This window comes from Aliiglaciecola sp. M165 (assembly GCF_007197995.1).
Lineage (GTDB): Bacteria > Pseudomonadota > Gammaproteobacteria > Enterobacterales > Alteromonadaceae > Aliiglaciecola.
In genome coordinates, this window is the sequence record NZ_VKKH01000009.1 from 402,962 (window position 1) to 428,786 (window position 25,825).

Annotated in this window: 22 protein-coding genes; 12 read left to right on the forward strand and 10 right to left on the reverse strand. The window is 42.2% G+C overall.

Annotated elements, in window-relative coordinates:
- Nucleotide 1 precedes the first annotated feature (1 nt).
- The 6 genes from FM019_RS19410 to FM019_RS19435 all read left to right on the forward strand — a co-directional run bounded on the left by FM019_RS19410 (nt 2) and on the right by FM019_RS19435 (nt 6,810).
- Nucleotides 2–1,168 carry a glutathionylspermidine synthase family protein gene (locus FM019_RS19410; protein WP_143837732.1) on the forward strand — a complete coding sequence of 389 codons (1,167 nt, stop codon included), beginning with the start codon at nt 2–4 and terminating at the stop codon, nt 1,166–1,168.
- A 7-nt stretch (nt 1,169–1,175) separates the two neighbouring features.
- A complete protein-coding gene (locus FM019_RS19415) occupies nt 1,176–1,724 on the forward strand; it encodes a rhomboid family intramembrane serine protease (protein ID WP_143837733.1) in 549 nt (182 codons plus the stop codon).
- Nucleotides 1,725–1,810: 86 nt separating this feature from the next.
- Entirely contained in the window at nt 1,811–2,545 is a 735-nt protein-coding gene (locus tag FM019_RS19420) for a VC0807 family protein (RefSeq protein ID WP_143837734.1), read from the forward strand.
- A 37-nt stretch (nt 2,546–2,582) separates the two neighbouring features.
- Nucleotides 2,583–3,260 carry an ABC transporter ATP-binding protein gene (locus tag FM019_RS19425; RefSeq protein ID WP_260681679.1) on the forward strand — a complete coding sequence of 226 codons (678 nt, stop codon included), beginning with the start codon at nt 2,583–2,585 and terminating at the stop codon, nt 3,258–3,260.
- Nucleotides 3,257–5,719, forward strand: a complete 2,463-nt coding sequence (locus FM019_RS19430; protein WP_143837735.1) for an ABC transporter permease — start codon at nt 3,257–3,259, stop codon at nt 5,717–5,719. The genes FM019_RS19425 and FM019_RS19430 overlap by 4 nt, the downstream gene beginning before the upstream one ends.
- The gene (locus tag FM019_RS19435) at nt 5,704–6,810 is read left to right on the forward strand and encodes a lipocalin-like domain-containing protein (RefSeq protein ID WP_143837736.1); all 1,107 of its coding nucleotides are present in this window, start codon (nt 5,704–5,706) and stop codon (nt 6,808–6,810) included. Before FM019_RS19430 ends, FM019_RS19435 begins: the two co-directional genes overlap by 16 nt.
- Nucleotides 6,811–6,842: 32 nt before the next feature.
- Here FM019_RS19435 and FM019_RS19440 read toward each other — a convergent pair whose 3' ends face one another.
- Nucleotides 6,843–8,144, reverse strand: coding sequence for an alkaline phosphatase (locus FM019_RS19440; protein WP_143837737.1), 1,302 nt, complete (start codon nt 8,142–8,144; stop codon nt 6,843–6,845).
- Between the two features lie 614 nt (nt 8,145–8,758).
- The gene (locus tag FM019_RS19445; protein ID WP_143837738.1) at nt 8,759–9,712 is read right to left on the reverse strand and encodes a chemotaxis protein CheV; all 954 of its coding nucleotides are present in this window, start codon (nt 9,710–9,712) and stop codon (nt 8,759–8,761) included.
- A gap of 331 nt (nt 9,713–10,043) precedes the next feature.
- On the opposite strand from FM019_RS19445, the gene FM019_RS19450 reads away from it, so the two are divergent.
- The 3 genes from FM019_RS19450 to FM019_RS19460 all read left to right on the forward strand — a co-directional run bounded on the left by FM019_RS19450 (nt 10,044) and on the right by FM019_RS19460 (nt 15,067).
- Nucleotides 10,044–11,645: an isocitrate lyase gene (locus FM019_RS19450; RefSeq protein WP_143837739.1), complete on the forward strand. Its 1,602-nt coding sequence runs from the start codon at nt 10,044–10,046 to the stop codon at nt 11,643–11,645.
- A 209-nt stretch (nt 11,646–11,854) separates the two neighbouring features.
- A complete protein-coding gene (locus FM019_RS19455; protein ID WP_143837740.1) occupies nt 11,855–12,793 on the forward strand; it encodes a LysR family transcriptional regulator in 939 nt (312 codons plus the stop codon).
- 102 nt (nt 12,794–12,895) lie between these two features.
- Nucleotides 12,896–15,067 carry a malate synthase G gene (locus tag FM019_RS19460; protein ID WP_143837741.1) on the forward strand — a complete coding sequence of 724 codons (2,172 nt, stop codon included), beginning with the start codon at nt 12,896–12,898 and terminating at the stop codon, nt 15,065–15,067.
- Between the two features lie 65 nt (nt 15,068–15,132).
- Here the strand turns inward: FM019_RS19460 and FM019_RS19465 are convergent, their stop codons facing one another.
- The 7 genes from FM019_RS19465 to FM019_RS19495 all read right to left on the reverse strand — a co-directional run bounded on the left by FM019_RS19465 (nt 15,133) and on the right by FM019_RS19495 (nt 21,565).
- Nucleotides 15,133–16,149, reverse strand: coding sequence for an NAD-dependent epimerase (locus FM019_RS19465; RefSeq protein ID WP_143837742.1), 1,017 nt, complete (start codon nt 16,147–16,149; stop codon nt 15,133–15,135).
- Between the two features lie 10 nt (nt 16,150–16,159).
- Nucleotides 16,160–17,440, reverse strand: coding sequence for a Vi polysaccharide biosynthesis UDP-N-acetylglucosamine C-6 dehydrogenase TviB (gene tviB / locus FM019_RS19470; protein WP_143837743.1), 1,281 nt, complete (start codon nt 17,438–17,440; stop codon nt 16,160–16,162).
- Nucleotides 17,441–17,642: 202 nt separating this feature from the next.
- Nucleotides 17,643–18,764 carry a nucleotidyltransferase family protein gene (locus FM019_RS19475; RefSeq protein ID WP_143837744.1) on the reverse strand — a complete coding sequence of 374 codons (1,122 nt, stop codon included), beginning with the start codon at nt 18,762–18,764 and terminating at the stop codon, nt 17,643–17,645.
- On the reverse strand, nt 18,761–19,618 hold the full coding sequence (locus tag FM019_RS19480) for an HprK-related kinase A (RefSeq protein ID WP_143837745.1): 858 nt from the start codon (nt 19,616–19,618) through the stop codon (nt 18,761–18,763). Before FM019_RS19480 ends, FM019_RS19475 begins: the two co-directional genes overlap by 4 nt.
- Nucleotides 19,619–19,894: a hypothetical protein gene (locus FM019_RS19485; protein ID WP_143837746.1), complete on the reverse strand. Its 276-nt coding sequence runs from the start codon at nt 19,892–19,894 to the stop codon at nt 19,619–19,621.
- A 22-nt stretch (nt 19,895–19,916) separates the two neighbouring features.
- The gene (locus FM019_RS19490; RefSeq protein WP_143837747.1) at nt 19,917–20,612 is read right to left on the reverse strand and encodes a hypothetical protein; all 696 of its coding nucleotides are present in this window, start codon (nt 20,610–20,612) and stop codon (nt 19,917–19,919) included.
- Nucleotides 20,613–20,758: 146 nt separating this feature from the next.
- Nucleotides 20,759–21,565, reverse strand: a complete 807-nt coding sequence (locus tag FM019_RS19495; RefSeq protein ID WP_143837748.1) for a serine protease — start codon at nt 21,563–21,565, stop codon at nt 20,759–20,761.
- Nucleotides 21,566–21,667: 102 nt separating this feature from the next.
- Here FM019_RS19495 and FM019_RS19500 point away from each other — a divergent pair, with 102 nt between their 5' ends.
- Entirely contained in the window at nt 21,668–22,480 is an 813-nt protein-coding gene (locus FM019_RS19500) for a patatin-like phospholipase family protein (RefSeq protein ID WP_143837749.1), read from the forward strand.
- A 103-nt stretch (nt 22,481–22,583) separates the two neighbouring features.
- Here the strand turns inward: FM019_RS19500 and FM019_RS19505 are convergent, their stop codons facing one another.
- A complete protein-coding gene (locus FM019_RS19505; RefSeq protein WP_260681680.1) occupies nt 22,584–23,465 on the reverse strand; it encodes a hypothetical protein in 882 nt (293 codons plus the stop codon).
- A gap of 179 nt (nt 23,466–23,644) precedes the next feature.
- Between FM019_RS19505 and FM019_RS19510 the strand changes: the two genes are divergently transcribed.
- Entirely contained in the window at nt 23,645–24,388 is a 744-nt protein-coding gene (locus FM019_RS19510) for a PEP-CTERM/exosortase system-associated acyltransferase (RefSeq protein ID WP_143837751.1), read from the forward strand.
- A 110-nt stretch (nt 24,389–24,498) separates the two neighbouring features.
- The gene (locus FM019_RS19515; RefSeq protein WP_143837752.1) at nt 24,499–25,368 is read left to right on the forward strand and encodes a ThiF family adenylyltransferase; all 870 of its coding nucleotides are present in this window, start codon (nt 24,499–24,501) and stop codon (nt 25,366–25,368) included.
- Nucleotides 25,369–25,825: the final 457 nt, after the last annotated feature.

Genomic DNA, 25,825 nt, shown 5'->3' on the forward strand with positions numbered 1-25,825 from the left:
TATGTTTCGATTACCTAGCCAGCCCAGAGCAAACTGGCAACAAAAAGCTCAATCGTTTGGTTTTCATTTTCATACCATGTATGGAGAGCCCTATTGGGACGAATCGGCTTACTACCAGTTCACCCTGAAGCAAATTGAGCGGGACCTGGAAGATCCGACAGAAGAAATCCATCAAATGTGTCTTGAGGTAGTTGAGCAAGTTGTGCGAGATGAAGCCTTGATGGCTCGCTTCCAAATCCCAGAAACATTTTGGCAACCCATTGCGGATTCCTGGAACATTCGCGCTCCGTCATTATATTCAAGACTAGATTTTGCTTATGATGGCAGTGGACACGCAAAGTTATACGAAAACAATGCTGACACCCCTACCAGCCTTTACGAATCGGGGTTTTGGCAATGGCTTTGGTTGCAAGACAAAGTAGATAGCAATCAATTAGCGCGTAACGCCGATCAATTTAACTCACTGCAAGAAAAGCTAATCAATCAGTTTGCACAGATCGCGCAATTTTATAAAAGTGACGTTTTTCACTTTGCTTGCTGCCAGGATACCGTTGAAGATCGTGGCACAGTTCAATATTTACAAGACTGTGCGGCAGAAGCTGGATTAGATGTTCCATTTGTTTTTATTGAACAAATAGGTATTGATGAAACGGGCCGTTTTACCGATCATCAAGACCTACAAATCGATACGCTATTCAAACTATACCCCTGGGAATTTATGCAGCGTGAGGAGTTTGGAGAGTACATTATAGAATCCGAAACAAATTGGATTGAGCCACTTTGGAAAAGCGTGTTGTCTAACAAGGCGCTGATGCCAATGTTATGGAAAACATTTAAAGGACATCCAAATTTGCTGCCTGCATTCTTCGAAGACGAAAAACATCACTGTGACAGCGCCAAGGTGGTCAAAAAACCTATTTTTTCACGAGAGGGGGCGAATGTTTCCATTTTGCAGGACGGCAAAATTGCCCAATCAGCAGACGGGCCCTACGGAGAAGAAGGATTTATTTACCAAGCGTTTCATCCGCTGCCTCAATTTGACAAAAACTATACTTTGATTGGCTCCTGGTTGGTCAACGACAAACCGGCGGGCATCTCGGTAAGAGAAGATTCGTCGTTAATAACACAAGACATGTCGCGCTACTTACCGCACATCATTTTAGGTTAATGAAAAAATGACACGGACCTTTTTCTTGCAACTTAAATGGGTGTTTTGGTTTTTGCTCCTGTTTATCTGCGTAGAGGTGATCAATATATTTGTCGCCAGAGGGTTAAATAATTTTGGCATTTACCCACGAGAAATTTTCGGCTTACGGGGTATTTTGTTTGCACCGTTTTTGCACGGAAATGTCATGCATTTTGCGTCGAACATCGTCACCTTAGGCGTGTTTTCTCTGTTAGTTTTACAATACGGATTTTCGCGCTTTATATCGGTTAGCCTGTTAATAGTTGTAATGTCGGGTCTGTTAGTTTGGGGACTTGCTAGAGAAGCTATGCATGTAGGGGCCAGTGGATTAATTTACGGATACCTGGGATTTTTATTACTGGGCGGTATACTTTCCAAGCAAATCAAACTGATTGTCATCGCATTGGTGGTTAGTATTTTTTATGGTGGACTCATTTTTGGCGTATTGCCCACCCGAGGCTTTGTTTCCTGGGAGTCTCATTTATTTGGGTTTGTCGCCGGATTAGTGGCTGCAAAACTATGGGCTAAGCCTCGTTAAACAATGAAATCAAAAATAGCACAACAAATAGTGGTCAGCGTTGAATTCAGATATACTTTAACGACACATCGAGAAACAGTAGTAACATGACAAACGATAGCAATTCAGACACAACTGCGACTGCGCCAAAACGAAACCAGCAAAATGGGGGTTTCCTCGGCAATTTGGCGTTTAACATTGTCATTCCGGTGCTGATCCTGACAAATTTAAGTGGTGAAGATTCTCTTGGCCCAGCTTGGAGTGTTGTCTGTGCATTGGCCTTTCCAATCGGATTTGGATTGTGGGATCTAAAGAAGTCTGGAAAAGTAAACGGATTTTCAGTGTTAGGCATCGTCAGCGTTTTTCTGACTGGCGGAATAACCTTATTAAAATTACCGGCAGAATATATCGCGATTAAAGAGGCTGCTATCCCCGGGATCTTGGGTATTGCTGTATTGGTTTCGCAGTACACGAATCGTTCTTTGGTCAAGATCTTAATTCTAAACGAAAACGTAATAAACTGGCCTGCATTAAATGCTGCGCTTGAACAAAAAGACAATGTTTCAAAATTCGCGCAAAAGGTTACCGTTAGCTCTTATATTGTCGCGGCATCCTTTTTCTTGTCCTCGGTGCTCAACTATGTTCTTGCCAAAGTGATATTGGTAAGTGAGCCAGGCACAACTGCCTACACAGAAGAGCTTGGGAGAATGACAGCGCTGAGTTATCCGGTCATTATGGTGCCTAGTATGATCATGCTGTTCGCGGCATTGGCGTACATATTTGTTCAAATGAAAAAGCTCACGGGAGAAGATTTTTCTTCTTTCCTATTAGAGGACGGCTGAACTCTAGATCTCTTCAGCCTTGATCTAAGAAAGGCGAATGATGATAGCTCTGCAAAATGTGTGTAAATCTTTTCAAGACGGTGATGTTAAGCACGCTGTTATAAAAGATTTAAGTCTGTCTTTTCCACAACAATCTTCCATTTCTATCACGGGCGCATCTGGCTCTGGTAAATCGACCTTATTGCATTTGCTGGCAGCATTAGATACCCCCGACAGCGGTTCCATTATTGTTGACGATCTGAAAATAACCGAGTTATCGACCAAACAAGCAGATGAATACCGCAAACACTATCTGGGCTTTGTCTTTCAACGATTCAACTTAATTGATTGCCTGTCAGTTTGGGACAACTTGTGTTTTTCAGCGCGCTTAACAAAAAGGTTTGACGAAGATTACATCGATTCACTCGTTCAAAGATTAGGCATTGAGGATTTGAAGCATAAATTGCCACAAACACTCTCAGGTGGTGAACAACAACGTGTTGCCATTGCTAGAGCATTAGCACATAAACCTAAGCTTATATTGGCCGACGAACCTACCGGAAATTTAGACGACAAAAACAGTGAAAATGTGGTGCAACTGCTTTTTGAACTATGTGAAACATTGCAAACGACATTGATACTCGTAACTCACAGCCAACCTATCGCAAGCTCAGCAAAACTGCATTACTGTCTAAGGGACGGTCAATTGCACCCTCAATCGCGAGACACAGGATGAAACTGGACGCGATTTGGCAAACCTTAACGGTCATTTTTAAAGGGTACAAGTTGTATCCATTTAGAGTGTTTTTAGTGGCCTTGGCCTTAGTGTGTGCTTGCGCAGGCTTAACATCGGTATACGTGCTAAACGAAACCGCTAAAACAAGCTACGCTAATCAATCCCAACCACTGTTAAATGGTGTTGGCCGGGCAATTATCGCCAAAAATGGCGAACAAATCAGCGTTGAAGACTATGCAGCATTGCGCCGGGCTGGCGCCAACAATCTAGTTGCTGTTGCACAAAACAGATTGGAACACAGTTCAGATCAAATAATTGAGGTACTTGGGCTAGACCTGTATGCAATGATGAGTCTAACCAGCCTCTTGTCGGAACCAGACACGCAACAAATTTCACAGTTAAGCTTTAATAACTCATCAAGATACTTCATTCACCCCGACCACCTCGCAACGCTAACGCGAGAAGGTGTTGTAAAAAACAACGAACTCATTATCGACAAAGACGGCTCTTTTCCATTTAGCTTTTCGCTTACGCCCTACGCTGGAACTGGCATGGGGAATCAGTTGATTGGTGATATAGAGACGGTATTTGATGATTTTCCATTGTCGACCATTTCTTATTTACTCGTGATTGGGGAGATGAGAATTAAAGAGGATGCTTTGCCAGAACATTTGTTTGTCAGAGAGCTAAACACAGGAATAAACGCTGAAGAATTGACCGAGAGCTTCCATCTCAATCTACTGGCGATGGGGCTACTCATGTTTGTTGTCTGTGTTTTTGTCATGATGAATGCACTTCATTTGATGATGATGAAACGGATCATCAATTTCAAAATCTTGCGTCAACTGGGGATCTCGCGCCTCACAATAATTTATGCCTGTTTAATAGAACTTATTGGTATCGCACTCATTGCAAGTTTTTTCGGCACTTTGTTGGGGCTGGAATTATCATCTTTGTTGTCGCCAGCGGTTAATCAAACACTTCAAGGCCTCTACGGGGTTTACGTTGGACATTCAAATATCTCGTTATTACAACTATTTGTGAACGCGTTGGCCGCATGTTTAATTGGTGGGTTGGTGGCGATAATCTTACCGCTGAGATTACTCAATCAGCGTATGGCAATCGCTGTAACTGATTCACCTAGCGTGCCTTCCAATTATCTTTGGCTAGGTGGCAGTTTGGTATGTCTTGGATTGACAGGGCTGCTGCTGTGGTTGTCTGATGGTTTGGTTAGTGCTTTTATCATGCTTGCTTGCTTATTATTTGCTGGTTGCTTTAGCCTGCTCTATTTGCTGCCAATTCTGATTAATTGGGTGTCCAACATTACACCGGTACAATACCCTTTATTAAAATGGAGTAATTCTGATGCGCTGAGAATATCCAGAAAAAGTAGCATCGCCTTTTGTGCATTCTTTTTAGCGGTTGCCGCCAATATTGGTATGAACCTGATGGTGAATAGCTTTAGAGTTGCCACTGAATCTTGGATCACACAGCGGCTCAACGCAGAAGCTTATATATACACTAATCAAACCGATGACGTTATCAGTTGGCTGCATGCTAACTACCCACAGATTGACATTAATGTTCGTCAAGCGGAGCAAGGAAAATTTCACCAACAAAGTCTACAGATTCGATCTTATCCGCAAGATTCCGCAGACCAACTTGCGATGCAATTCGACAAAGCAAGTCAACAAGTTTGGCAATTATTCGCACAAGGTAAAGGGATTTTGATTAGCCAACAACTTGCCTTTGCCAATAATCTTTCCTTGGGTCAGTCGATCCAAATTGAACGCCACAGCGGACATAAGGTTAACTATATTATCGCTGGGATCTATTTAGATTATGGGAACACACAGCCTCAAGTCTTGTTGCCCGAAGATGCATTTGAGAAGAGTAGGCAAGGTAGAAAGATCCTGTCACTAAATAAAGTGCCAGGTTCGTCAGCGTCAATCTCTGCACTAGTTTCAGATTTCCCGACAACATTCGAACAAACACAAATCATCATCACTGAGGATTTGCTCAAATTATCCATGCAAACCTTCGACAAAACCTTTGTTATCACCAATGGTTTAAACTTTATCACGCTATTTGTCGCCGGTTTTTCATTGGCGACGTCGATCTTGGTCATAGATATCGACAATCGTCCGCAAAGAGCACTACTGCGAAGCATGGGGGTCTCAAGCTTGGCGCTATTTAAACTGAGCTTGGTACAACTGACTTTATTGAGCATGTTCATTATGGTAATTGCTGCACCCTTTGGATTCTTTTTAAGTTGGTTGCTAATCAACGTAGTCAATTTGCAAGCTTTTTATTGGATCTACCCACTTATTGTGGATCCGCTAAAACTCAGTATCGTGTTTGTAATGAGTTTGGCCGTTTTATTGGCAACAACAGCGATCCCTGCAGCCATTAATGCCAAACGTCGGCCAATCGAGGACTTGTTATGCCTAAACGACTGATCATCGTATTAGCCGCTTTGCTGCTGTCACCGGTATTTGTGTGGGTGTATCAATGGTTGCAAGTCGACAAAGTGACTGAGACAGCGACAGGTTTGTACGGCGGCATTTTCGATGACGTGAATGCTGGCCAGCAAGTTGTCCGTGGTACGCCTATTATTCTTCCTGAGGACCATTTAAGTCACAACAATTTTGCTGTTGAATGGTGGTACCTGACGGCAAATTTATTTGACCAAGCGGGTAATCAATACCCATTGCAATGGACCCTGTTTCGTTTTAGTGATTTTCGCCCAAAGAGCCGCTGGAGTAATGGTCAGCAATTCATGGGGCACGGAAAAATCAGTAATGCGCAAAACACCTGGTTTGAAGAACGTTTTGCTCGAGGCGCAGTAGGAAATGCAGGCGTTAAACTCAATCCTTCTGGACAATTCTCCGCCTTTATCGATGACTGGCTATGGCTATCAGACACAGAGGATTTGTTTCCAGCAACGCTTAGCTTTTCCGTAGACAATCTTGTCAAAGCGAAACTTCGACTTAATACAAACATGTCTTATGTGAGTCATGGTGATAAAGGCTACAGCGCAAAGTTTAGCGATGACAGCCACGCCTCGATGTATTACAGCCAACCTTTTATTAACTTGGCAGGAACTATCACGCTGGCTGACAAAGAAATCAACGTATCAGGGGAAGGCTGGTTTGATCACGAGTGGAGCTCTCGGCTTAGTGACCAAAATACCTTGGGGTGGGATTGGTTTTCATTGCATCTAGATGATGGACAAAAGCTCATGCTATATAACGTTCGCCATCGCACGCTAGCAGATTCTTGGTTTGGGAGTTTAATTTCGGCACAAGGGATTAAAACCAGTCTAACAGCCGCTGATATTTTCGCAAAACCAACAAGTTTCACGCCTATTGAGGGTCAGAGTCTGCCTTTAAATTGGCAGTTAACCATTCCTGATCATCAAATTAATTTGAGCGTTTCAATGTTCAAACCCGATCAAATGAATATTGGGAGATTTTCCTATTATGAAGGCGCAGTGAATATAAAAGGCAGTCATACGGGGGTGGGGTTTATTGAATTAACTGGCTATTAAAACCCCACCTTGGATCAGCTTTTCATCACGCTTTAGTTTTTACCCATCAATTTGAATAAAACCTTGGGGATGTCAGTGTTGTCTATGTGACCTTCAAATTGCTCAGCACCTAGGCCTTTAGCAAAAACCTGTACGTCTATGCCGGTATGACCATCCGTTGTCCAACCTGTATTGGTTCGTAAATCCATCACTTGTTTCAATTTCAGGTAAATGTCTTTGTCGTCACCAATTTTGGCTTGCGAAATGAGATGTTTTTCGTCTTTGCTAAGTGTAAACCCAAGCTTCTGCTCTGCCACATCAAATGGCTTATCATTTTTTGACATCAACTTCGAAATAGTTGGAAGAGAAGCGCTAAGATTCTTCAGAGGTTCAGGATCCCAGCGATATTCTGTTATCGCGGCTATCGTCAAACCACCTGTACTGTGATCGGCAGTACCCACCAATAAGGTATTTGGGGTATCGTCGACGTATTGTTCTAACCACTCTAGCGCCAATGCAAAATCATGCATCTCCGCCATTGCAGAGGCAATATCATTAGCATGACCTGCCCAATCAATCTGGCTGCCTTCCACCAGCAAGAAATAGCCATTTTCATTTTCATTTTCAAGTTGTGCAACAGCCGCTTTAACCATTTGCACCAAACGCTGTTTCTCGGGGGTGTCCAACGCCCAAGGCATTCCACTTTCAGCGAATAAGCCAATGGTTGGTTGATTGACGTTAAGTGATCCCAATTGATTGAGTGAGTCAATGTATTGATAACCACTTTGTTTAAACTGCTCAACAATATTGCGATCATCACGAACAAAGTAGTCAGTTCCACCGCCGAACATCACATCTAATACAAATTCACCACCGACTTTCTGATCATAAAAAGCGTCAGCAATGGCATCGTAATTACGACGATACTCGTTATGTGCTGCAAATGAAGCAGGGGTGGCATGATTGATTTGTGAAGTCACAGCCACACCAGTTCGCATACCTTGGCTTTTAGCCCATTGCAGTACAGTCAATAAGGGTTGTTTATTTGCATCAACGCCAATTGCACCGTTATACGATTTATGACCCGTCGACAACGCTGTAGCACTTGCAGCGGAATCGGTAATGTAGCCACTCACCCGCGCAGGGTAAGTGCTGGCCATACCCACAAACAATCTGTCAAAGACCGTATCGGCAATTTCGTCAGACGACTTATCATCAATGAAGTTGCGATATGCAGTGGTATATGCCGGTCCCATGCCATCGCCAACAAACATGATAATGTTACGTGGTTTTTGCTGTTCAGCCTGTGCGACAGACAAAAATAACGTAATGCACAGGAAACTAAATAATTTCATTAAAACTCCATCAAATGGATTAACCGTGGCAAATAATACGTTAAAAGCAGTCAAGAAGGACAGACTATTTACGTTAAATTTATTGTCTAATTAACCCCAATTCTGGATAAGAAATGTCGGAATAGGTTAGTTTTTAGAGCTTTATCAATGACATAGAAGCTATCGTAATTTTGATATTGGTTTTTTACAGGTAAGTGCCGTGATTTATTCCCTTATCAAGGCGAGAATTATGTTGTCTAGTCGCTCTAAACGCATAATGAACAACGAAGATAGGGGGATAAATAGCGGTGCTTACAGGCGGTGCTTACCCGGGATTGGGGTTAATTAACCCCAATTCTGGATAAGAAATGTCGGAATAGCTTAGTTTTTAAAGCTTTATCAATGACATAGAAGCTATCGCAATTTTGATATTGGTTTTTTACAGGTAAGTGCCGTGATTTATTCCCTTATCAAGGCGAGAATTATGTTGTCTAGTCGCTCTAAACGCATAATGAACAACGAGGATAGGGGGATAAATAGCGGTGCTTACAGGCGTTGCTTACCCGGGATTGGGGTTAATTAACCCCAACTCGGATTATTTAAGTGAATCAGAATCTGATTGCAGAATTGTGGCACTAGGAAGGGTTTTCTAATTTTTCGCGCATTCGCTGTTGTACAACGTCTACTAGCAAGTCAGGCTGGAACTTTGAAATAAATCGATTACATCCAACTTTTTCTACCATTGCTTCGTTAAATGAGCCGCTCAATGACGTGTTTAGAGCAATGAACAAATCACTCATTCGATCATCGTCTCGCACTTCGGCAGTCAATCGATAACCATCCATTTCAGGCATCTCTGCATCGGTAAACATCATGAGAATTTCATCTGTAACCTTTTTCCCTTCATTCGCCCACTCACGCAGCAGATTCAGGGCCATCAGACCGTCTCGGCATTCGACGATATTAATGCCTAATTGTTTTAGGGTGTCTCTAATTTGCCATCGAGCCGTAGCAGAATCATCAACGACTAATATTGTTTGTCCTTGCAAATGTTTCGCCACATCTTCGTCGAGGATTTCTTCTGATATTTGCGTATCGTAATGAACAATCTCGGCCAACACTTTTTCTACATCGATGATTTCTACCAGTTCATTCTTGCCTTCGATCTCAATTTGAGTGATAGCTGTCAAATAGTTATTTTTACCAATGGTTGTAGGTGGCGGTTGAATATTGCTCCATGATGTATTGACGATATTCATAACTTGACCAATCAGGAATCCTTGTACACTGCGATTGTACTCGGTGATGATGACATTTTGGCTTTCTGATCCAGTCCCTTTAGCGGTTAGTTTTATGGCTTGGCGCAAATCGATTACCGGTATCGATGTACCTCGATAATTTGTCACTCCTCTCAGGTGAGCATGGGAACCTGGCATTTGATTTAGGGCAGGTACAGTGATTACCTCTTTCACTTTAAAAACATTGATAGCAAACGTATGACGTGAGCCCAGTTTGAACATCAGAAGTTCAAGCCGATTCTCTCCAACCAACTGCGTTCTTTGATCAACAGATGCTAAAATTCCTGACATAATCACCAACGATTGACTAAGTTGACTAAAATAATAGTCGTAAAATGTGCATTTAGGGAAATATGACAGTGTTTCTGTGCATATGCTTTCATAGTTTATCTGCTCCTAAGTGATTGTCTTTAGATGATTCTTCAAACCGATCACACCTCCATTCATGATTTTTATGTCGAATATCATCAATATGCGTTTCAATTATTATCATCTAAGCCTTAGGATCACTTCATCGACACAAAAGAATAATCAAGGTGAATCGATACAAGCTGGTGTGTTTTGACTCACCAACATGCTGATTAACTCTGTTCCCTACACAGTGAAAGAGAAGGAAAGAACAATGTCTCAATATCAAAACGACTTAAATGCAGTGTCTCAATTACGCGAACAAAATGGTAACGCCTGGAGCGCGATTGACCCTGAATATGCAGCACGCATGAAAGCGCAAAACAGATTTAAAACAGGTTTGGATATTGCCAAATACACCGCTGGGATAATGCGCAAGGACATGGCGGATTATGACGCAGATAGCTCGCAGTACACCCAATCTCTGGGCTGCTGGCACGGGTTTGTGGGTCAACAAAAAATGTTGGCCGTGAAAAAGCATCAAGGTACAACTAATAAGAGCTACCTGTATCTTTCTGGTTGGATGGTTGCTGCATTGCGTTCTGAATTTGGTCCATTACCGGATCAGTCGATGCATGAAAAAACATCTGTCCCAGCGCTGATTGAAGAGCTTTATACCTTCTTACGTCAAGCGGATGCGAGAGAACTAGGTGATTTGTTTAAGGCACTAGACGCTGCTAGAGAAGCGGGTCAAGACACCGCTGAAATTCAGGCCCAAATTGATAACTACGAAACTCATGTTGTGCCAATCATCGCTGACATTGATGCAGGGTTTGGTAATGAAGAAGCTACATACCTTTTAGCCAAAAAGATGATTGAAGCTGGCGCCTGTTGTATCCAGATCGAAAACCAAGTATCTGACGCTAAACAATGTGGCCATCAGGACGGTAAAGTCACAGTTCCACACGAAGATTTCCTAGCAAAAATTAATGCTGTTCGCTATGCATTCCTAGAACTAGGTGTAGATGACGGCGTGATTGTTGCGAGAACCGACTCACTAGGCGCAGGTCTAACGCAAAAAATCCCAGTTTCTCGAGAAGCTGGCGATCTTGCTGCACAATACAATGCATTTTTAGACACTAGCGATGTGAACAGTGTTGAAGAGCTAAACGACGGCGACTTAGCGCTACGTCAAGACGGTAAACTCGTCAAACCGGTGCGCCTACCAAATGGTTTATTCAAGTTTAAAGACAACACAGGATTTGATCGTGTGGTATTGGATTGCGTCACGTCATTGCAAAATGGTGCTGACCTGCTTTGGATCGAGACTGAAAAGCCACATGTCGGACAAATTGGCGCTATGGTGAATGAGATCCGCAAGACAATCCCTAACGCAAAATTAGTCTACAACAATTCACCATCATTTAACTGGACGCTTAACTTCCGTCAGCAAGTTTTTGATGCATGGACCGAAGAAGGAAAAGATGTATCTAGCTATGTGCGTGAAGATTTGATGCAGGCTAAATATGATGACTCTGAGCTAGCTGCTGAGGCAGATGAAAAAGTTCGCACCTTCCAGGCTGATGCAGCGCGCGAAGCAGGCATTTTCCATCACTTGATCACTCTACCGACTTATCATACTGCAGCATTGTCAACCGACAACCTTGCTAAAGGTTACTTTGGTGAAGAAGGTATGTTGGCCTACGTTAAAGGTGTACAACGCCAGGAAATCCGCCAAGGTTTGGCCTGCGTGAAGCACCAGGCAATGGCTGGTTCTAACCTAGGCGATGACCACAAAGAATACTTCAGTGGCGAACAAGCACTTAAGGCGTCTGGCAAAGACAACACAATGAATCAATTTGACGTTGCTTCATAATTAATCCTTAAGTTATGCAATAAAAAAGAGCAAGGGTTAGTCCTTGCTCTTTTTGTTTGACGGAACAAATTTATCTTGATCTAAAAAAGGACGCAGACATTACCCATCACCTTGGTTTCCTTTAGTTTTTAGTCGGCGTATCATTAATATTGGAATTGATTCTAGCGTTGTTATAATCAAATCGCCGTTTTGACATAAGTGAGCTCAACTTGAATATTGCAAAAGTAGATTTAAATCTGTTGGTGTATCTAGACGTATTACTACGCGAAGGAAGCGTCACTAAAGCCGCTAACCAATTAAGCATTACGCAACCTGCAATGAGCAACGGTTTAAAACGTTTACGGGACTTGTTCAAAGATCCGTTATTGGTCAGAACCAGTGATGGCATGACGCCTACGCAACGAGCGTTAGAACTGCAGCCAGTGGTGCGCGACGTTTTGGCCAAGTTGGAAACCACGATCCAACCAGAGACGGAGTTCTCTCCGCAGAGCAGTCAGCGTACGTTCCGAATAATGGCAAGCGATTACGCTGAATCAACCTTGCTTATCGAAGTCGTGCGTCAATTGGGTAACATTGCCCCGAACATTACTTTGGATGTGATAACCCCAAGTGATGTCACTTTTCATGATGTCGAGCATGGAAAGGTTGATATGGCGATCAATCGATTTGAAGAATTGCCGCTATCTTTTCACCAGAAAGTGCTCTGGTACGATACGTTCTCTTGTGTGATTAACAGTCACAACCCTATTGTCAATCGATTTGACTTGGCGTCTTATCTCAGTTCACAGCACATATGGGTAAGTAAAACCGGTTTTGGGGTTGGTGTTGGTGTCGATCCTAACGAGGTGCAAAAACTAGGCTGGGTCGATGCGGAGCTTACCAAACTGGGGAAAAAACGTGATATACGCGTATTTACCCGGCATTATCATGTGGCTCTTCAATTAGCAAAAGCGCAAAACCTTGTTGCTACCTTACCTTCCAAAGCCGCAAAATTATATCGTGACGACGCTGATGTCGTTATCCTCGATCCACCGTTTGACATCCCCCCTATCGGCTTAAAAATGGCCTGGAGCGCATTATTACATCATGATGCTGGACATATTTGGTTAAGACGATTAATCGCTGATGTTGCGGAGCAACTTAGCTAACCCAAACATTCAGCAAATTTATCACAAGTATAATAACCATAAATTAAACATGATATCATTAACTCGCTACTATTCATCGTATAAAGAGTAGGAGTAATATTCATGCAAAATTATATCGAACGTGGTGCACTGAAGATTGATGCCCAGCTTGATGCATTCATTAGCAACGAAGCTATTGTTGGAACAGGTGTTGATCTGCAAGCCTTTTGGGCAGGATTCGAAAAGCTGCTAGCCGAATTGATGCCGCAAAACCAGGCACTGTTAGAAAAACGCGAGAGCCTGCAAAGCAAAATAGATGACTTCAATCGTGAAAATCCAAATTACTCCATGGACGAGTACAAGGCTTTTTTGACTGACATTGGTTACTTGGTTCAATCCCCTCCCCCCTTTTCAATCAGCACAGCGCATGTAGACGAAGAGATTGCCAACATGGCAGGTCCACAATTGGTCGTACCGATAAATAATGCAAGATATGCGGTCAATGCAGCAAATGCTCGTTGGGGCAGCCTCTATGATGCTGTATATGGTACAGATGTGATCGACGATGCCAACGGAGCTGAAAAAGGCAACGGCTACAACCCAGTTAGAGGTCAAAAAGTCATTGAGTTTGCTCGCAATTGGTTAGATATCATTGCGCCACTTAGTGAAGGCTCACACATTGACGTTATCGGTTATCGCTTGCAAGATGGGCGACTAATCTGCGATTTAGATGACAAGCAAAGCACAGGCCTAGAAGACACAAGTCAGTTTACAGGTTATTCCGGCGACCTTGACTCGCCAGATTGTATATTGCTGGTTCACAATGGTTTGCATATTGAATTACAGTTTGACGATTCACATCCGGTCGGGAAAACCGATCCGACAGGAATGAAAGACATTTTAGTTGAAGCCGCGCTGTCCACAATTATGGACTGTGAAGACTCTGTCGCTGCCGTAGATGCGCAAGACAAGGTGCTCGTTTACCGTAACTGGCTTGGACTAATGAAGGGAGATTTAAGCTGTGCAGTGAGTAAAAATGGCAAATCATTTGAGCGCTCACTGGCCGCTGATAGACACTATTTAGACGCTAGTGGCAATGAGTTTTCTCTCAAGGGTCGCAGCTTAATGTTTGTTAGAAACGTAGGTCACTTGATGACTAGTGATGCCATTTTATTTAAAAACCAGATGATACCGGAAGGAATTATGGACGGTGTCGTTACTTCGCTCATCGGTATCCACGATATTAAAACAGATCGCCAGACAAAGAATAGTCGTCATGGCAGCATTTATATCGTCAAACCTAAAATGCATGGGCCGGAAGAAGTCGCCTTTGCCAATACCTTGTTTGCGCGTATCGAGTCTTTGTTAGGTTTGCCCGCTTACACATTAAAAATGGGGACCATGGACGAGGAGAGACGCACCAGTGTCAATTTGGGTGCTTGTATTTATGAAGCTAAAGAAAGAACGGCCTTTATTAACACTGGATTCCTAGACCGCACAGGTGACGAGATTCATACAGCCATGCAACTTGGTCCCTTTGCACTTAAAGGTGAACTCAAATCAATGCCTTGGATACAAGCCTACGAAAAAGACAACGTCAGTCACGGCTTGCAGGCTGGATTGTCTGGTAAAGCTCAGATAGGCAAAGGTATGTGGCCCATCCCAGACAACATGGCTGATATGATGAAGGCTAAAATCCAACACCCTCTGGCGGGAGCAAATACCGCTTGGGTGCCCTCTCCTACGGCGGCGACACTGCATGCGTTGCATTATCACAAGGTAAATGTATTTGAACAGCAAAAAGAACTTGCTCAGCAACCTTCTGGGTTAGACGATATATTAACAGTTCCGTTGATGGACCCACAAAACAAACCTGATTTAGAAACAATCACCAATGAGCTGGATAACAATGTGCAAGGCATCTTAGGTTATGTTGTTCGCTGGGTTAATCAAGGTATTGGTTGTTCAAAAGTCCCAGACATTAACAATGTTGGATTGATGGAAGACCGGGCAACATTGAGGATTTCTAGTCAACACATTGCCAATTGGCTTTTGCATGGGCTTATTTCTTCTGAGCAGGTACTTGAGTCAATGGAACGAATGGCCAGACTGGTCGATCAACAAAATGCAAATGATGCAGACTACATTCCCATGGGCCCAACGCTTAGTGAATCGATTGCTTTTGATGCCGCAAAAGCCTTGGTGTTCGAAGGGACGTCTCAGCCTAGTGGCTATACCGAACCCTTACTTCATGCAATGCGACGCAAAATGAAACAGTTTTTGGCGAGCCAATAAATTGCAGATCCAAAAAGTAAAAAGCCAAGCGAATGCTTGGCTTTTGTATATTTCAACTGCAGATTTTAAACTTTAAAGTAGTCTTTATACCAGCTGACAAAGTTCCCGATACCGGTATTTATAGTGGTTTCTGGACGATAATCAACGTCTTTTACCAGTGCTTCAACATCAGCATAGGTATTAGGAACATCACCTAACTGCAAGGGTAAAAGCTCCTTTTCAGCCACTTTTCCTAATTTATCTTCCAGGGTTTCAATATATTCCATGAGTTTAACTGGATTCTGATTACCTATGTTATAGACTCGCCACGGCGCTTTGCTGGTGCCTGGATCTGGGTTTTTCCCTGACCATTCCGGATTGCTCTGCGCTGTGTGGTCGAGCGTCCGGATAATGCCTTCAACGATGTCATCAATATAAGTGAAATCACGCATATGATTACCATAGTTGAATACTTTAATTGGCTTGTCTTCCAAAATCGCTTTGGTAAATAGGAACAACGCCATGTCAGGTCGTCCCCATGGGCCATAGACAGTAAAAAATCTAAGTCCAGTGGTAGGCAGACCATAAAGATGGCTGTATGTATGGGCCATTAACTCATTGGCTTTTTTACTAGCGGCATATAATGAAACAGGATGGTCAACATTGTCATGTACAGAAAACGGCATAGACTCATTCGCGCCGTACACCGAACTCGACGATGCATAGACCAAATGCTTAACGTCGTTGTGACGACACCCTTCCAGGATATTCATATAACCAACAATATTGGCATCAATATAAGCGTGTGGGTTTTCCAACGAGTAGCGCACGCCCGCCTGAGCAGCTAGATGCACTACCTTGTCAAATTTGTGCTCAGTAAACAGCGCTTCCATACCTTCACGGTCTTCAACACTCATTTTGACGAAGGTGAAGTTGTAGCTGTTTTTATGATTTTCAACTCGCTTGAGTCTGTCCAGTTTGAGGTTGACGTCGTAGTAGTCATTTAGGTTATCGAGACCGACAACCTCATCACCTCTTTCCAACAAATATAAACTGACATGAGAGCCAATAAAACCGGCAGCTCCAGTTACCAATACTTTCATCAAACTGTTCCTATAATCTTAAGTCGACTAGTTGTTTATCTAAAATATATTTCAAATCGAACACAACGCAATTTTCTTTACCTAAGGCGCGTATTTGCTCGGTGCCCATTTCTTTAAACTGTGAATGGGCAACAGCTGCGATAACCGCATCGTATTTGCCTACTTCGGGTTTATCGACAAGAGACAAACCATACTCGTGCTCAACTTCTGCTGATTCTGCCCAAGGATCATAGATATCGACATTGACATGATAGTTGTCAAGTTCAGTGGCAATATCAACAATTTTAGTATTGCGTATATCTGGACAATTCTCTTTGAAGGTAATCCCCATCAACAACACGTTTGCACCGTTGACCATAATCTTCTTATTCAGCATTTTTTTCACTAGGCGACTAACGACATATTCACCCATGTGGTCATTGATCCGTCTTCCAGCCAAAATCACCTCAGGGTGATAGCCAATTTCTTCTGCCTTGTGGGTCAGATAATAAGGATCAACACCGATACAGTGACCACCAACTAGACCTGGACGGAAAGGTAAGAAGTTCCACTTGCTTCCCGCGGCTAACAAGACTTCTTCAGTGTCGATCCCCAGGCGCTCAAAAATCATCGCCAGTTCATTGATTAAAGCAATGTTCAAATCGCGCTGGGTGTTTTCGATAACCTTAGCCGCCTCTGCCACTTTGATTGATGACGCTTTGTGAGTGCCCGCTTCGATGATGCTTAGATAAAGTGCATCAACGGTATCACCGATTTCAGGTGTAGAACCGCTAGTCACTTTGATAATATTTTCTAGGCGATGGGTTTTATCACCCGGATTAATTCTTTCGGGGCTGTAACCTGCGAAGAAATCTTGATTAAACGTCATACCTGAATGCTGTTCTATAATTGGTATGCAAACTTCTTCCGTTGCACCGGGGTAAACAGTAGATTCATAAATAACAATCGCACCCGATTTAATCACTTTACCAATCATTTCACTGGCTTTTCTAAGAGGCGTTAAATCAGGTTGTCTGTTCTTATCAATTGGCGTAGGCACTGTAACGATGATGTAGTCACAATCTGACAAATCTTGTGGTGAACTACTAAACTCGAGAGAAACGACATCTGCTAGCTCTTCTGGGGACACTTCAAGTGTATGATCTTCTCCCCGTTTTAACTCGTCTATGCGTTGTTGGTTGATATCAAAACCCAAGGTTGCATATTTTTTCCCAAATGCCACTGCCAAAGGGAGACCCACGTAACCCAAGCCAATGACACCGATGCGTTTGTTCGTAAATTGATCCACCAACTTTGTTTCCTCTTTTTCCTAACCTTGATGCCATAATGTTGTGAGAAGTGTTCTACTCACATCGTGCAAGAATGGCATGATCAGTCGCTCATCAAAAAAATTACAGCGTAGTTTGCCTGTATTTGTAAAAAAATAGTAGTGTTGTAATGCAATTAACCCCAACACAAGGCGTTATATGTCGATAGTGGTAAATCAGCCATGTTTACCAGTTTGGATTTTTCGGCAATTGCGGATCAAAATGGTGTTTACCCATGATTTTGTCTCTTATGGATAAAAATGATTTTACGACAAAGTGTTTTATTAACACAGTAAAGGGCATCTTAATCCAGTGTCCACGAAAATAAACCCAACGCTTCCCCCAAGCCTGCTGTCGACCCAAGGTCAGTTCATGTTCTGGTACAACGGCTGGAATGACGGCATTTCGAATAAACCATTCCTGAATATTTGATAAGGCGATTTGCTGACAATAGTCATCGGCGCTTTGCGGGACGTCAAATCCTGTATAATGTTCAAGTACCCTCATGCAACAAACAAATTCAAACCCGAAGTCCGTCTTTTTTGCAAGTAAACTCAACTGCTTCCAGAACTTGTCATCACTATATTCTTCGATCAGTAAATAAATGTCATACAAGTCACGCATCCAACTGCTGCTATCTTCATTGGCAAACATATGAATAATACTGTGCATGACAGTGGCCACAGGATCCAGCACAAAGCAGCCAGATTGCGTTTTCTCTTTACTGCTAATGAATTCGCTTATCAGTGGCGAGCGCCCGCTGATAGGTGGATATATATTGTGGTGCATATCCACCACTGTTGCCCGATTAATTTGAATCAACGGCGGTATTTCGTGCGCCCATTCCCGATAATATTTTTCATCATAGTCGCTGAGCGGCTCAGAACGCCAACGATTAACCTTAAGGTGTGCTTCCGCCTTGGACAAGTCACTTTTATTCACTAACACGTCAAGATCTGAACAAATTCTGCCATGACTATTCAGGCTATTGCGCAAGGTATACGCTGCACCTTTTAAAAAAATGACGGTAACATTTATATGTTCAAGTAAATCTCTCAGCTCCGCAGACTCATAGCGGATCTGATCTGCTTGCCTGTTTGCGTAAATTGAAGCAGATACTAGATGTTTTTTAGCAAACGTCGAATATTGTTCGTAACATCCGTTCTTGTTTGCAGAATGATATAGCGCCGCAAGTAGTTTGCTTTCTCGCAGCACAAAAATACAATCTTGCCATTGTTTATCGGTTAAATTGACACCCATCTGCGGCTGCATCAATAAATCAAATAACTTTCGAGTACTCAATTTCATAAACTGGCACTCAATATATCTTCAGTTAAAAATGCATCGACTTCGCGAACATCGTTGAATCGAATTTCAAAATTCTTAGTTCGCCGAATAATGTTATCCACGGTATCAAAACCATTACGGCCAAGTACGTTGTAATTGAACGCATTTTTGCTGAGCACATTAAAAGCTTCAAGGTCGCTCAATTGAAAAATGGTCAAATCACTTTGCGCATCATATTTTGGAAAAACGACTGCCACGATCGGTACTGGCGATAATTGTGTGTAGTTTTGCCAATCCATCACTTTCACATGAGCGACATCACCTTTTTGTGTGTCTTTACAAACAGGCGCAAAAATCGCGTTGGGATGCCATTTTTTGACGAGAGAAATTGAGTCATTTTTCAAGCATACCGGTCGATATAGAGGGCTAACTTCCAACGTCACAGGATCAATCATCGCCATTTCATCAGAATAAGTAGACCATGAAGACAGCCCCAAGTAGGCGGTTAACGTGCTTTTCCCCGAACCTGGAAGAGCCGGGAACAATATTGCCTTGCCATCCTTAACTAAAACGGCTGAATGAATGATTAATTTCGAATACTCGTGAGCTGCAACACACCAGTTCATGCCCCACTCAAGTAATGCTGGTGCCTGGGACACAGGAAGAGGTTTAAAGGGTGAATGTTGATCAGAATAAAAACTAATTTGTGGTTTAATAAAGCGCCTGACTAAAGACTCAAAAACAAGACGAACTTTAAAATCGTACGGAAGATCTTGTGCAGGCACATCCCCATAAATAATATCGATAGCGTTGTTAACTGCTTCTATTTTCGATTCAACTGAAAAGTGATACTGACCAATATTGACATCAATCATTTAGGATATTTCCCCAAGCACTTTTTGTTTGATCAGCAGATCTATAGTGTGTTGAGCAGCGAGCTTACTCATGCCAAATTCCTCTACAAGGAATGTTGGTGTAATTTCTTGAGGAACAGTAGAAAGTGCCGGCAGTGCGCTTTGGTCTTTTTTTGAATGAATGAAGTGAGTATCACAGCTATAGCCATCATAAATGGCAAGGCCGCTACCATCCGAAAGTAAGCGCACTTCCGAGTTAGGATTGAATGCGTAGCGGCTTGTAGGACTGTCTTTCAATACCTATTTTCAACGCGTTGAATTAGTTGACACTGCAGGAGTTTAGTTCCCAGTATGTCCGACCGTCATCATAACCCAAATCATTGTCGCTAATCGATACAGTTCCCGATTTATTGGCCATGTACCAGTATAGATAAACTTGCTCAATCGCGTTTAGCGCATCAGCACGCCCTTGATAACCTGCATAAAACCCATAATAGGCATTCAAGTAAACAGCAGCTAAATGGTATTGAATATTATTGAGAGTTCCGCCTTGACTCTGCAGAGCATCACCAACAGTAATTGGGTTTGAATTCAGTTCTGGTGGCAGAGTCAGCACATCATTTAAGCGATCGCGCACTTCGTTTTCATAACACTCTTGATGTTTATCTTTGTCAGCATCTGAGATTGAATTGTCTTCCATAATGTCTTTCAATGGAATAAACATAGACGAGATGGTTTGTGAGTTGCCATTTCCATTACCGTTGCCGTGCAAGCCCATAACTTGTCCCCAACCACCGGGAGAACGGCCATTGGCAAAATTAGGCAAATGACAGTCATGTCTATCAGTGTTTTGTGACAAATTACCTGACATGGCACCAGATACAGAGCACGCGCCCCATACAGATTTGGCTGGTAGGCTCGCAATCACTGCGCCTGTAGCGGTCTTCTTGATAAAACTACGACGCTTATTCACAGTGGCAACATCCTTTTCTGCTGACTTTTCGAATTCATTCATTGACTAAAACCCATTCAGTGCGACTCAATATGCGCAGTTTAACTTCATTACATGATTAAAGCAAAAATCGGACCACTTAAATAAACCACTGAATTTGCAGGATTTATCCCATACAAAACTGTCATGTTGTAAATTTTTCTGACAGACTAATTAAGCGGAACATTGGCCGTTTTGAGCAGTTCTAGTACGTATTTTACAGGTATTGCATACGTAATGCCACTGGGGTCTGATAATACCGCTTCTTTTGTCGACTTTACAAAAACTTTATTGATCACAGCGACTACCTCACCTGTGTCAGCGCTATACACTGCACTACCACTATTCCCAGGATATGCTGTTGCATCTAATTGATAGATGTAATAAGGATCTCTGAGCCTTCTTACGGTATTGATATCCAGCTGACTAGAATGATTCGCAGGAATAATAACCGGAGTGGTGGCAGCAATAATACCTCGGTGAGTAGCAGGATATAAGCCCAGCACTGCACCTATAGGAAAGCCTGTAAATACAATTTCAGAGCCATCTTTTATCAATGTTGCGCTGGCGAGTTTCATGGGTTCAAGCTTCCTTTCGACACGAAGAAGCGCCAAATCGTGCAATTCATCTACCTCGACTACGGTTGCATCTAAGGTAATCGGCCGTTTCCCTTGACCGACAAAAACCACGCGTCGCTGACGACTATTTTCGGCTAATGGCTTACTGATAACATGATGGTTAGTAATAATGTGTTTACCATCTGCGACCACAAACCCACTGCCGTGAAGGTTTGCTCGAGGTGCATTGATCGGATCAAAAACACCAATACCAACAATAGATGGTTTCACTCTATCCACTATCTCGACAATGCTATGAGCGCCCACAGGAAGGGACAACAACAAAGCGACATAACAACAAATAGTGGTGAGTCGTTTTTTAGCCTGAAAACAAAGTTTGTTGTCAAGAAAAACCGTCATAAATTCACGCTCTTATGCAAAACTCGATTTTTGAACCATATTTTAAACAAGCCCACAAAACAAGTTTGGTTTTATAAAGTGACGACAAAGCAACCACAATCAATGCGCATAGTTCCAATATTCTCTGGTGGCGGTACCCGTTTGACTGCGCATATCGGCATTATGCAAGCTATCAACGATTTGAATTTGAAATTTGATCGAGTTGTCGGGATTTCTGGAGGCTCCATTGTCTCTGCACTTTATTGCAGTGGAATGCCTTTGCAAAATATCCTTAAATTGGCCATTGACACCGACTTCAAACAATTTAAAGGATATTCGATAATAAGATTGTTGAAAGACGGGGGATTGAGCTCGGGAAACAAATTTGAACGCTGGATGGACGAACAGCTAGAAGGTAAAACGTTCAAGCAAATGACTCACGACCTTAGCATAGTAGCAACAGACGTTAATGGTGGCGGCCCGGTGGTTTTTGATAGTCAAACCAGTCCTGATTTAAAAGTTTCGGCTGCTGTTCGATTTTCTATGTCAATTCCCTTAGTCTTTAGTTTTAAACCGTATAAGGAACATCTACTCGTCGACGGAGCAATATTGTCCGAAGATGCTCTATTCAGAGAATGGACCGACGATGACGCTAAAAATATGTGCTTTAGGCTCAAATCTCAACAAGTCGCGACAATTCAGAAGCGTAAGGTGTTTTTTCATCTCCCAGAATACCTGTTCATGCTGATCAAAACCTTTATGACTGCGCTATCCAGAGAGTATGTGCATGCAGACAATTGGCACAACACCATCGTAATCGATACAGCACATTATTCGTCTGTTGATTTTTCGCTCTCACCAGAACAGAAGATGGAATTATTTCAGATGGGCAATCAAACTGCGCGAAGTATTATTCCGCTTAAGCTGAAGCAGTAATTTTTAAATGTTAGCCTGACCTACTTTTATCCCAATCATTAAAAATGAAACATCTGCATAGGATTGTTTCCACCGACATTTTTCAAGTTAACGCCGCAGAGTGTTATTTGTTTAATAGCGATGATAACGGCAACAAAACAATTTGAGCGCTAAACAGTGGTACGTTTTCCTTAACATAACCCACACACAAATGACTCACTTTGTTATCACTCCCCGCGATTTCCAGTTCGGGACTCACAACAATATTTAGTACGTCATTACTGCGCAATTGATTTAGCTGTTTTTGATCAATGCTTAATTTATGCGATGCATAGATCATTGGATTTTTAATCAAATCATGTCCAATTGCTTGCGCTCTCTCCAGCAAGGCTGATGACAACAGACTCATCGGATACATTTGCGGGAAACACACTTTGTCGGCGAATTCATCGATGTATTCAGATTGCTCGGCAAATGCGCTAGTCAGAAAGTTTTTCGCATTTCCAACAATCATATATTTTCTTTTTAAAAAACATCCGCTCCCCTGGTCAAAAGAGCGGTCAGCGCGCAATCCCCAATCAATACCTGCAGGAATAGCATCATTTACGACAATCGGATTCACTTCTGAGCGCCTTTTGAAACCGAGAATGACTGCCTTGTTATTTGCCTTTAACAGTAGTCGGTTGGAGTGACAACGACCACCTTGTAACATTGAATTCTTTCCCGGCTTTGCGTCCAGGTGAAGTTTATCCCCAGGACGCACCACACCAGCGTATGTGAGTTCAAACACACTAAATGGGTAGTCGGTAGCGTCGACCGATTCATGTTGACTCAGCGCTTGCAACTGCGTTTCTATAAAACATCCCAATTGAAAGCCCAAAGCAATGGGACCGTCAAAAGGGTTATTGTGGATCCAATTCCAACGCTTCTTATCATGAAATAGATTGAAATCATCCGTTGAGTTTCTGGCCGCTTCAATATGAAATTGTGTAAGTTGATATTCCAACAGTTTTTACTCCGTATTTACTTGGTAAAAAATCCAACAAGTCATTATTTTGCATAAAATTTATCGGGTTTAGGTTTGACAAATTTTGAGTTAAACCCGAAACTTGAAGCATTACTTAGTTTAAATACATAAATGATTACCAACAATAATGGTCAATATATCCCACAAAGGAAAGTTGAATGACTGAAATCTCTGCTGACAGCATTTCTGGTCATTTTTCAGACTATTTGAAACCTGTATTCTCGGAATCGCAAGAGCACAAAGAACACTCCTACAATATTAGGCATCAAGTCTACTGTGAAGAGTTACATTTTGAGCCTGAGAACGAGCAGAAATTGGAAACTGATAATTTTGATTCCCATTCATACCATTGTTTAATCCAACACAAATCGAGTGGCAATTATGCTGGCACAGTCAGACTCATAGTTTCAAATTCGGCTTCTCAACAGCTACCGATAGAACTTTATTGCAAAGAGGCCATTCAGAGGCCAGAACTTTTCCCTGACAATTTTGATAGAAACGACATATGTGAAATTTCTAGATTAGCAGTCCCTCTTCAATTCAGACGTCGTAAAATGGATAACTTTGATGGCGCTGCAATTGGTTTGATTAATAAAGAGGTATACTCGGAAACAGAACTACGTTGCTTTCCTTTTATAGCAGTTGGACTATATTTATCTGCTACATCAATTTTGCTACATAAGAATATTAACCACTGTTATGTCATGGTAGAACCAAGACTAGCGAGAAGCATGCGCTTCGTGGGACTGCCATTTGAACAGATTGGCCCAGTTGTTGATTATCATGGAAAACGGGCACCTTATTACATTCAACCGAAAAAAGTAGAAGAAAATTTGAACGAAGATTTCAAATCACTTTTATTCAGCATTAATAATGCGTTAACGCATCAAATTGACGTTTAATTATTTTCGCACTAGCAACAGTTTCGTTTAACGCCGATTGCTAGGCATACGAAAGAACAATTGGTCCAAGACCAACTGTCTACAACTGAACATATTTAAGAGACACTATTATGTTTGATTACAAAGAAGCATTCTCGCGAAACATAGGATGGATGACTGACGAAGAGCAAGAAGTATTGCGAAATTCTAAAGTCGCCATAGGAGGTCTCGGGGGAGTTGGAGGTGATCATGCAATAGTGTGCGCTCGGTTAGGCATAGGGAACTTCCATATTTCCGATATGGACCAGTACGACTTAGTAAATTTCAATCGCCAGGCAGGTGCTTCGATGAAAACCTTAGGCCAAGAAAAATCTAAGGTTATGGAAGATATACTCGCCAATATTAACCCTGAATCAAGTGTTAAAAATTTCGACAAAGGTATAAACGACGAAAACCTAGAAGATTTTCTTGATGGTGTTGACATATATATTGATAGCTTGGATATCTTTGCTATGGATATTAGACGCAAAGTATTTCAGCGCTGTTATGAAAAGAATATTCCTTGTGTTACTGCAGCGCCAATGGGAATGGGAACAGCTGTACTTGTTTTTATGCCTGGAAAAATGTCATTTGAAGACTATTTTTGCTTAGAGGGACTCAACGAGGAAGACAAGTTTTATCATCTCATTATGGGACTATCTCCGCGCATGTTACAACTAAGCTATCTAGTCGATCGCAGTAAGGTTGACTTTTGGAGAGGAAAAGTTCCCTCTACACCTATGGGTATATCAATGGCCGCTGGCGTTCTGAATACCAACGTCGTTAAAATACTGCTAAAAAGAGGGAAAGTGCTCGAGGCTCCATGGGGATGGCATGTAGATGCGTTTAGAAACAAAGCAAAGCGCACCTGGCGTCCTTGGGGAAATAAAAACCCTATTCAAAAGTACATTATGTTCCCTATGGTAAAAAAGGCCGTTGGCAAACCAAAACCAACGACTTAACTCTGCCTCGAGATAATACTTCCTCTGCCTAATATCCTCTCCGGTCCCTTTATACTTATTGGCTCTGCTTTCAATAGATACTGCTGATTATTACAAATAAAAGCTCCGGCCTGATATCAGTTAAAACTTAAATACTGAAAAGCAGTCTAATGACAGACATCAGTGAAAGCTGTGTAAATAACCTCATCTGAATTTAAGAATCACTAAATCTATACATCAAAACCATTGCAACCTGCCAACAGAATTGACTACCAATCCACATAACAAAGTGCTCTGGCTACGAGAAAGCAAATGGACGTACTTAATTGCTGGAATGAATGAATCGAGTGCTACGTTAAGTCCAAAGCAATGCTTCGCACTCACTTAAGTCCACATGAAGAGAATTTTACAGCGCCTTTTACCTGCAGTCGCTATGGATAAGAGAACTCCCCTTTGAACAGAGCGACTTTTTGTTTAA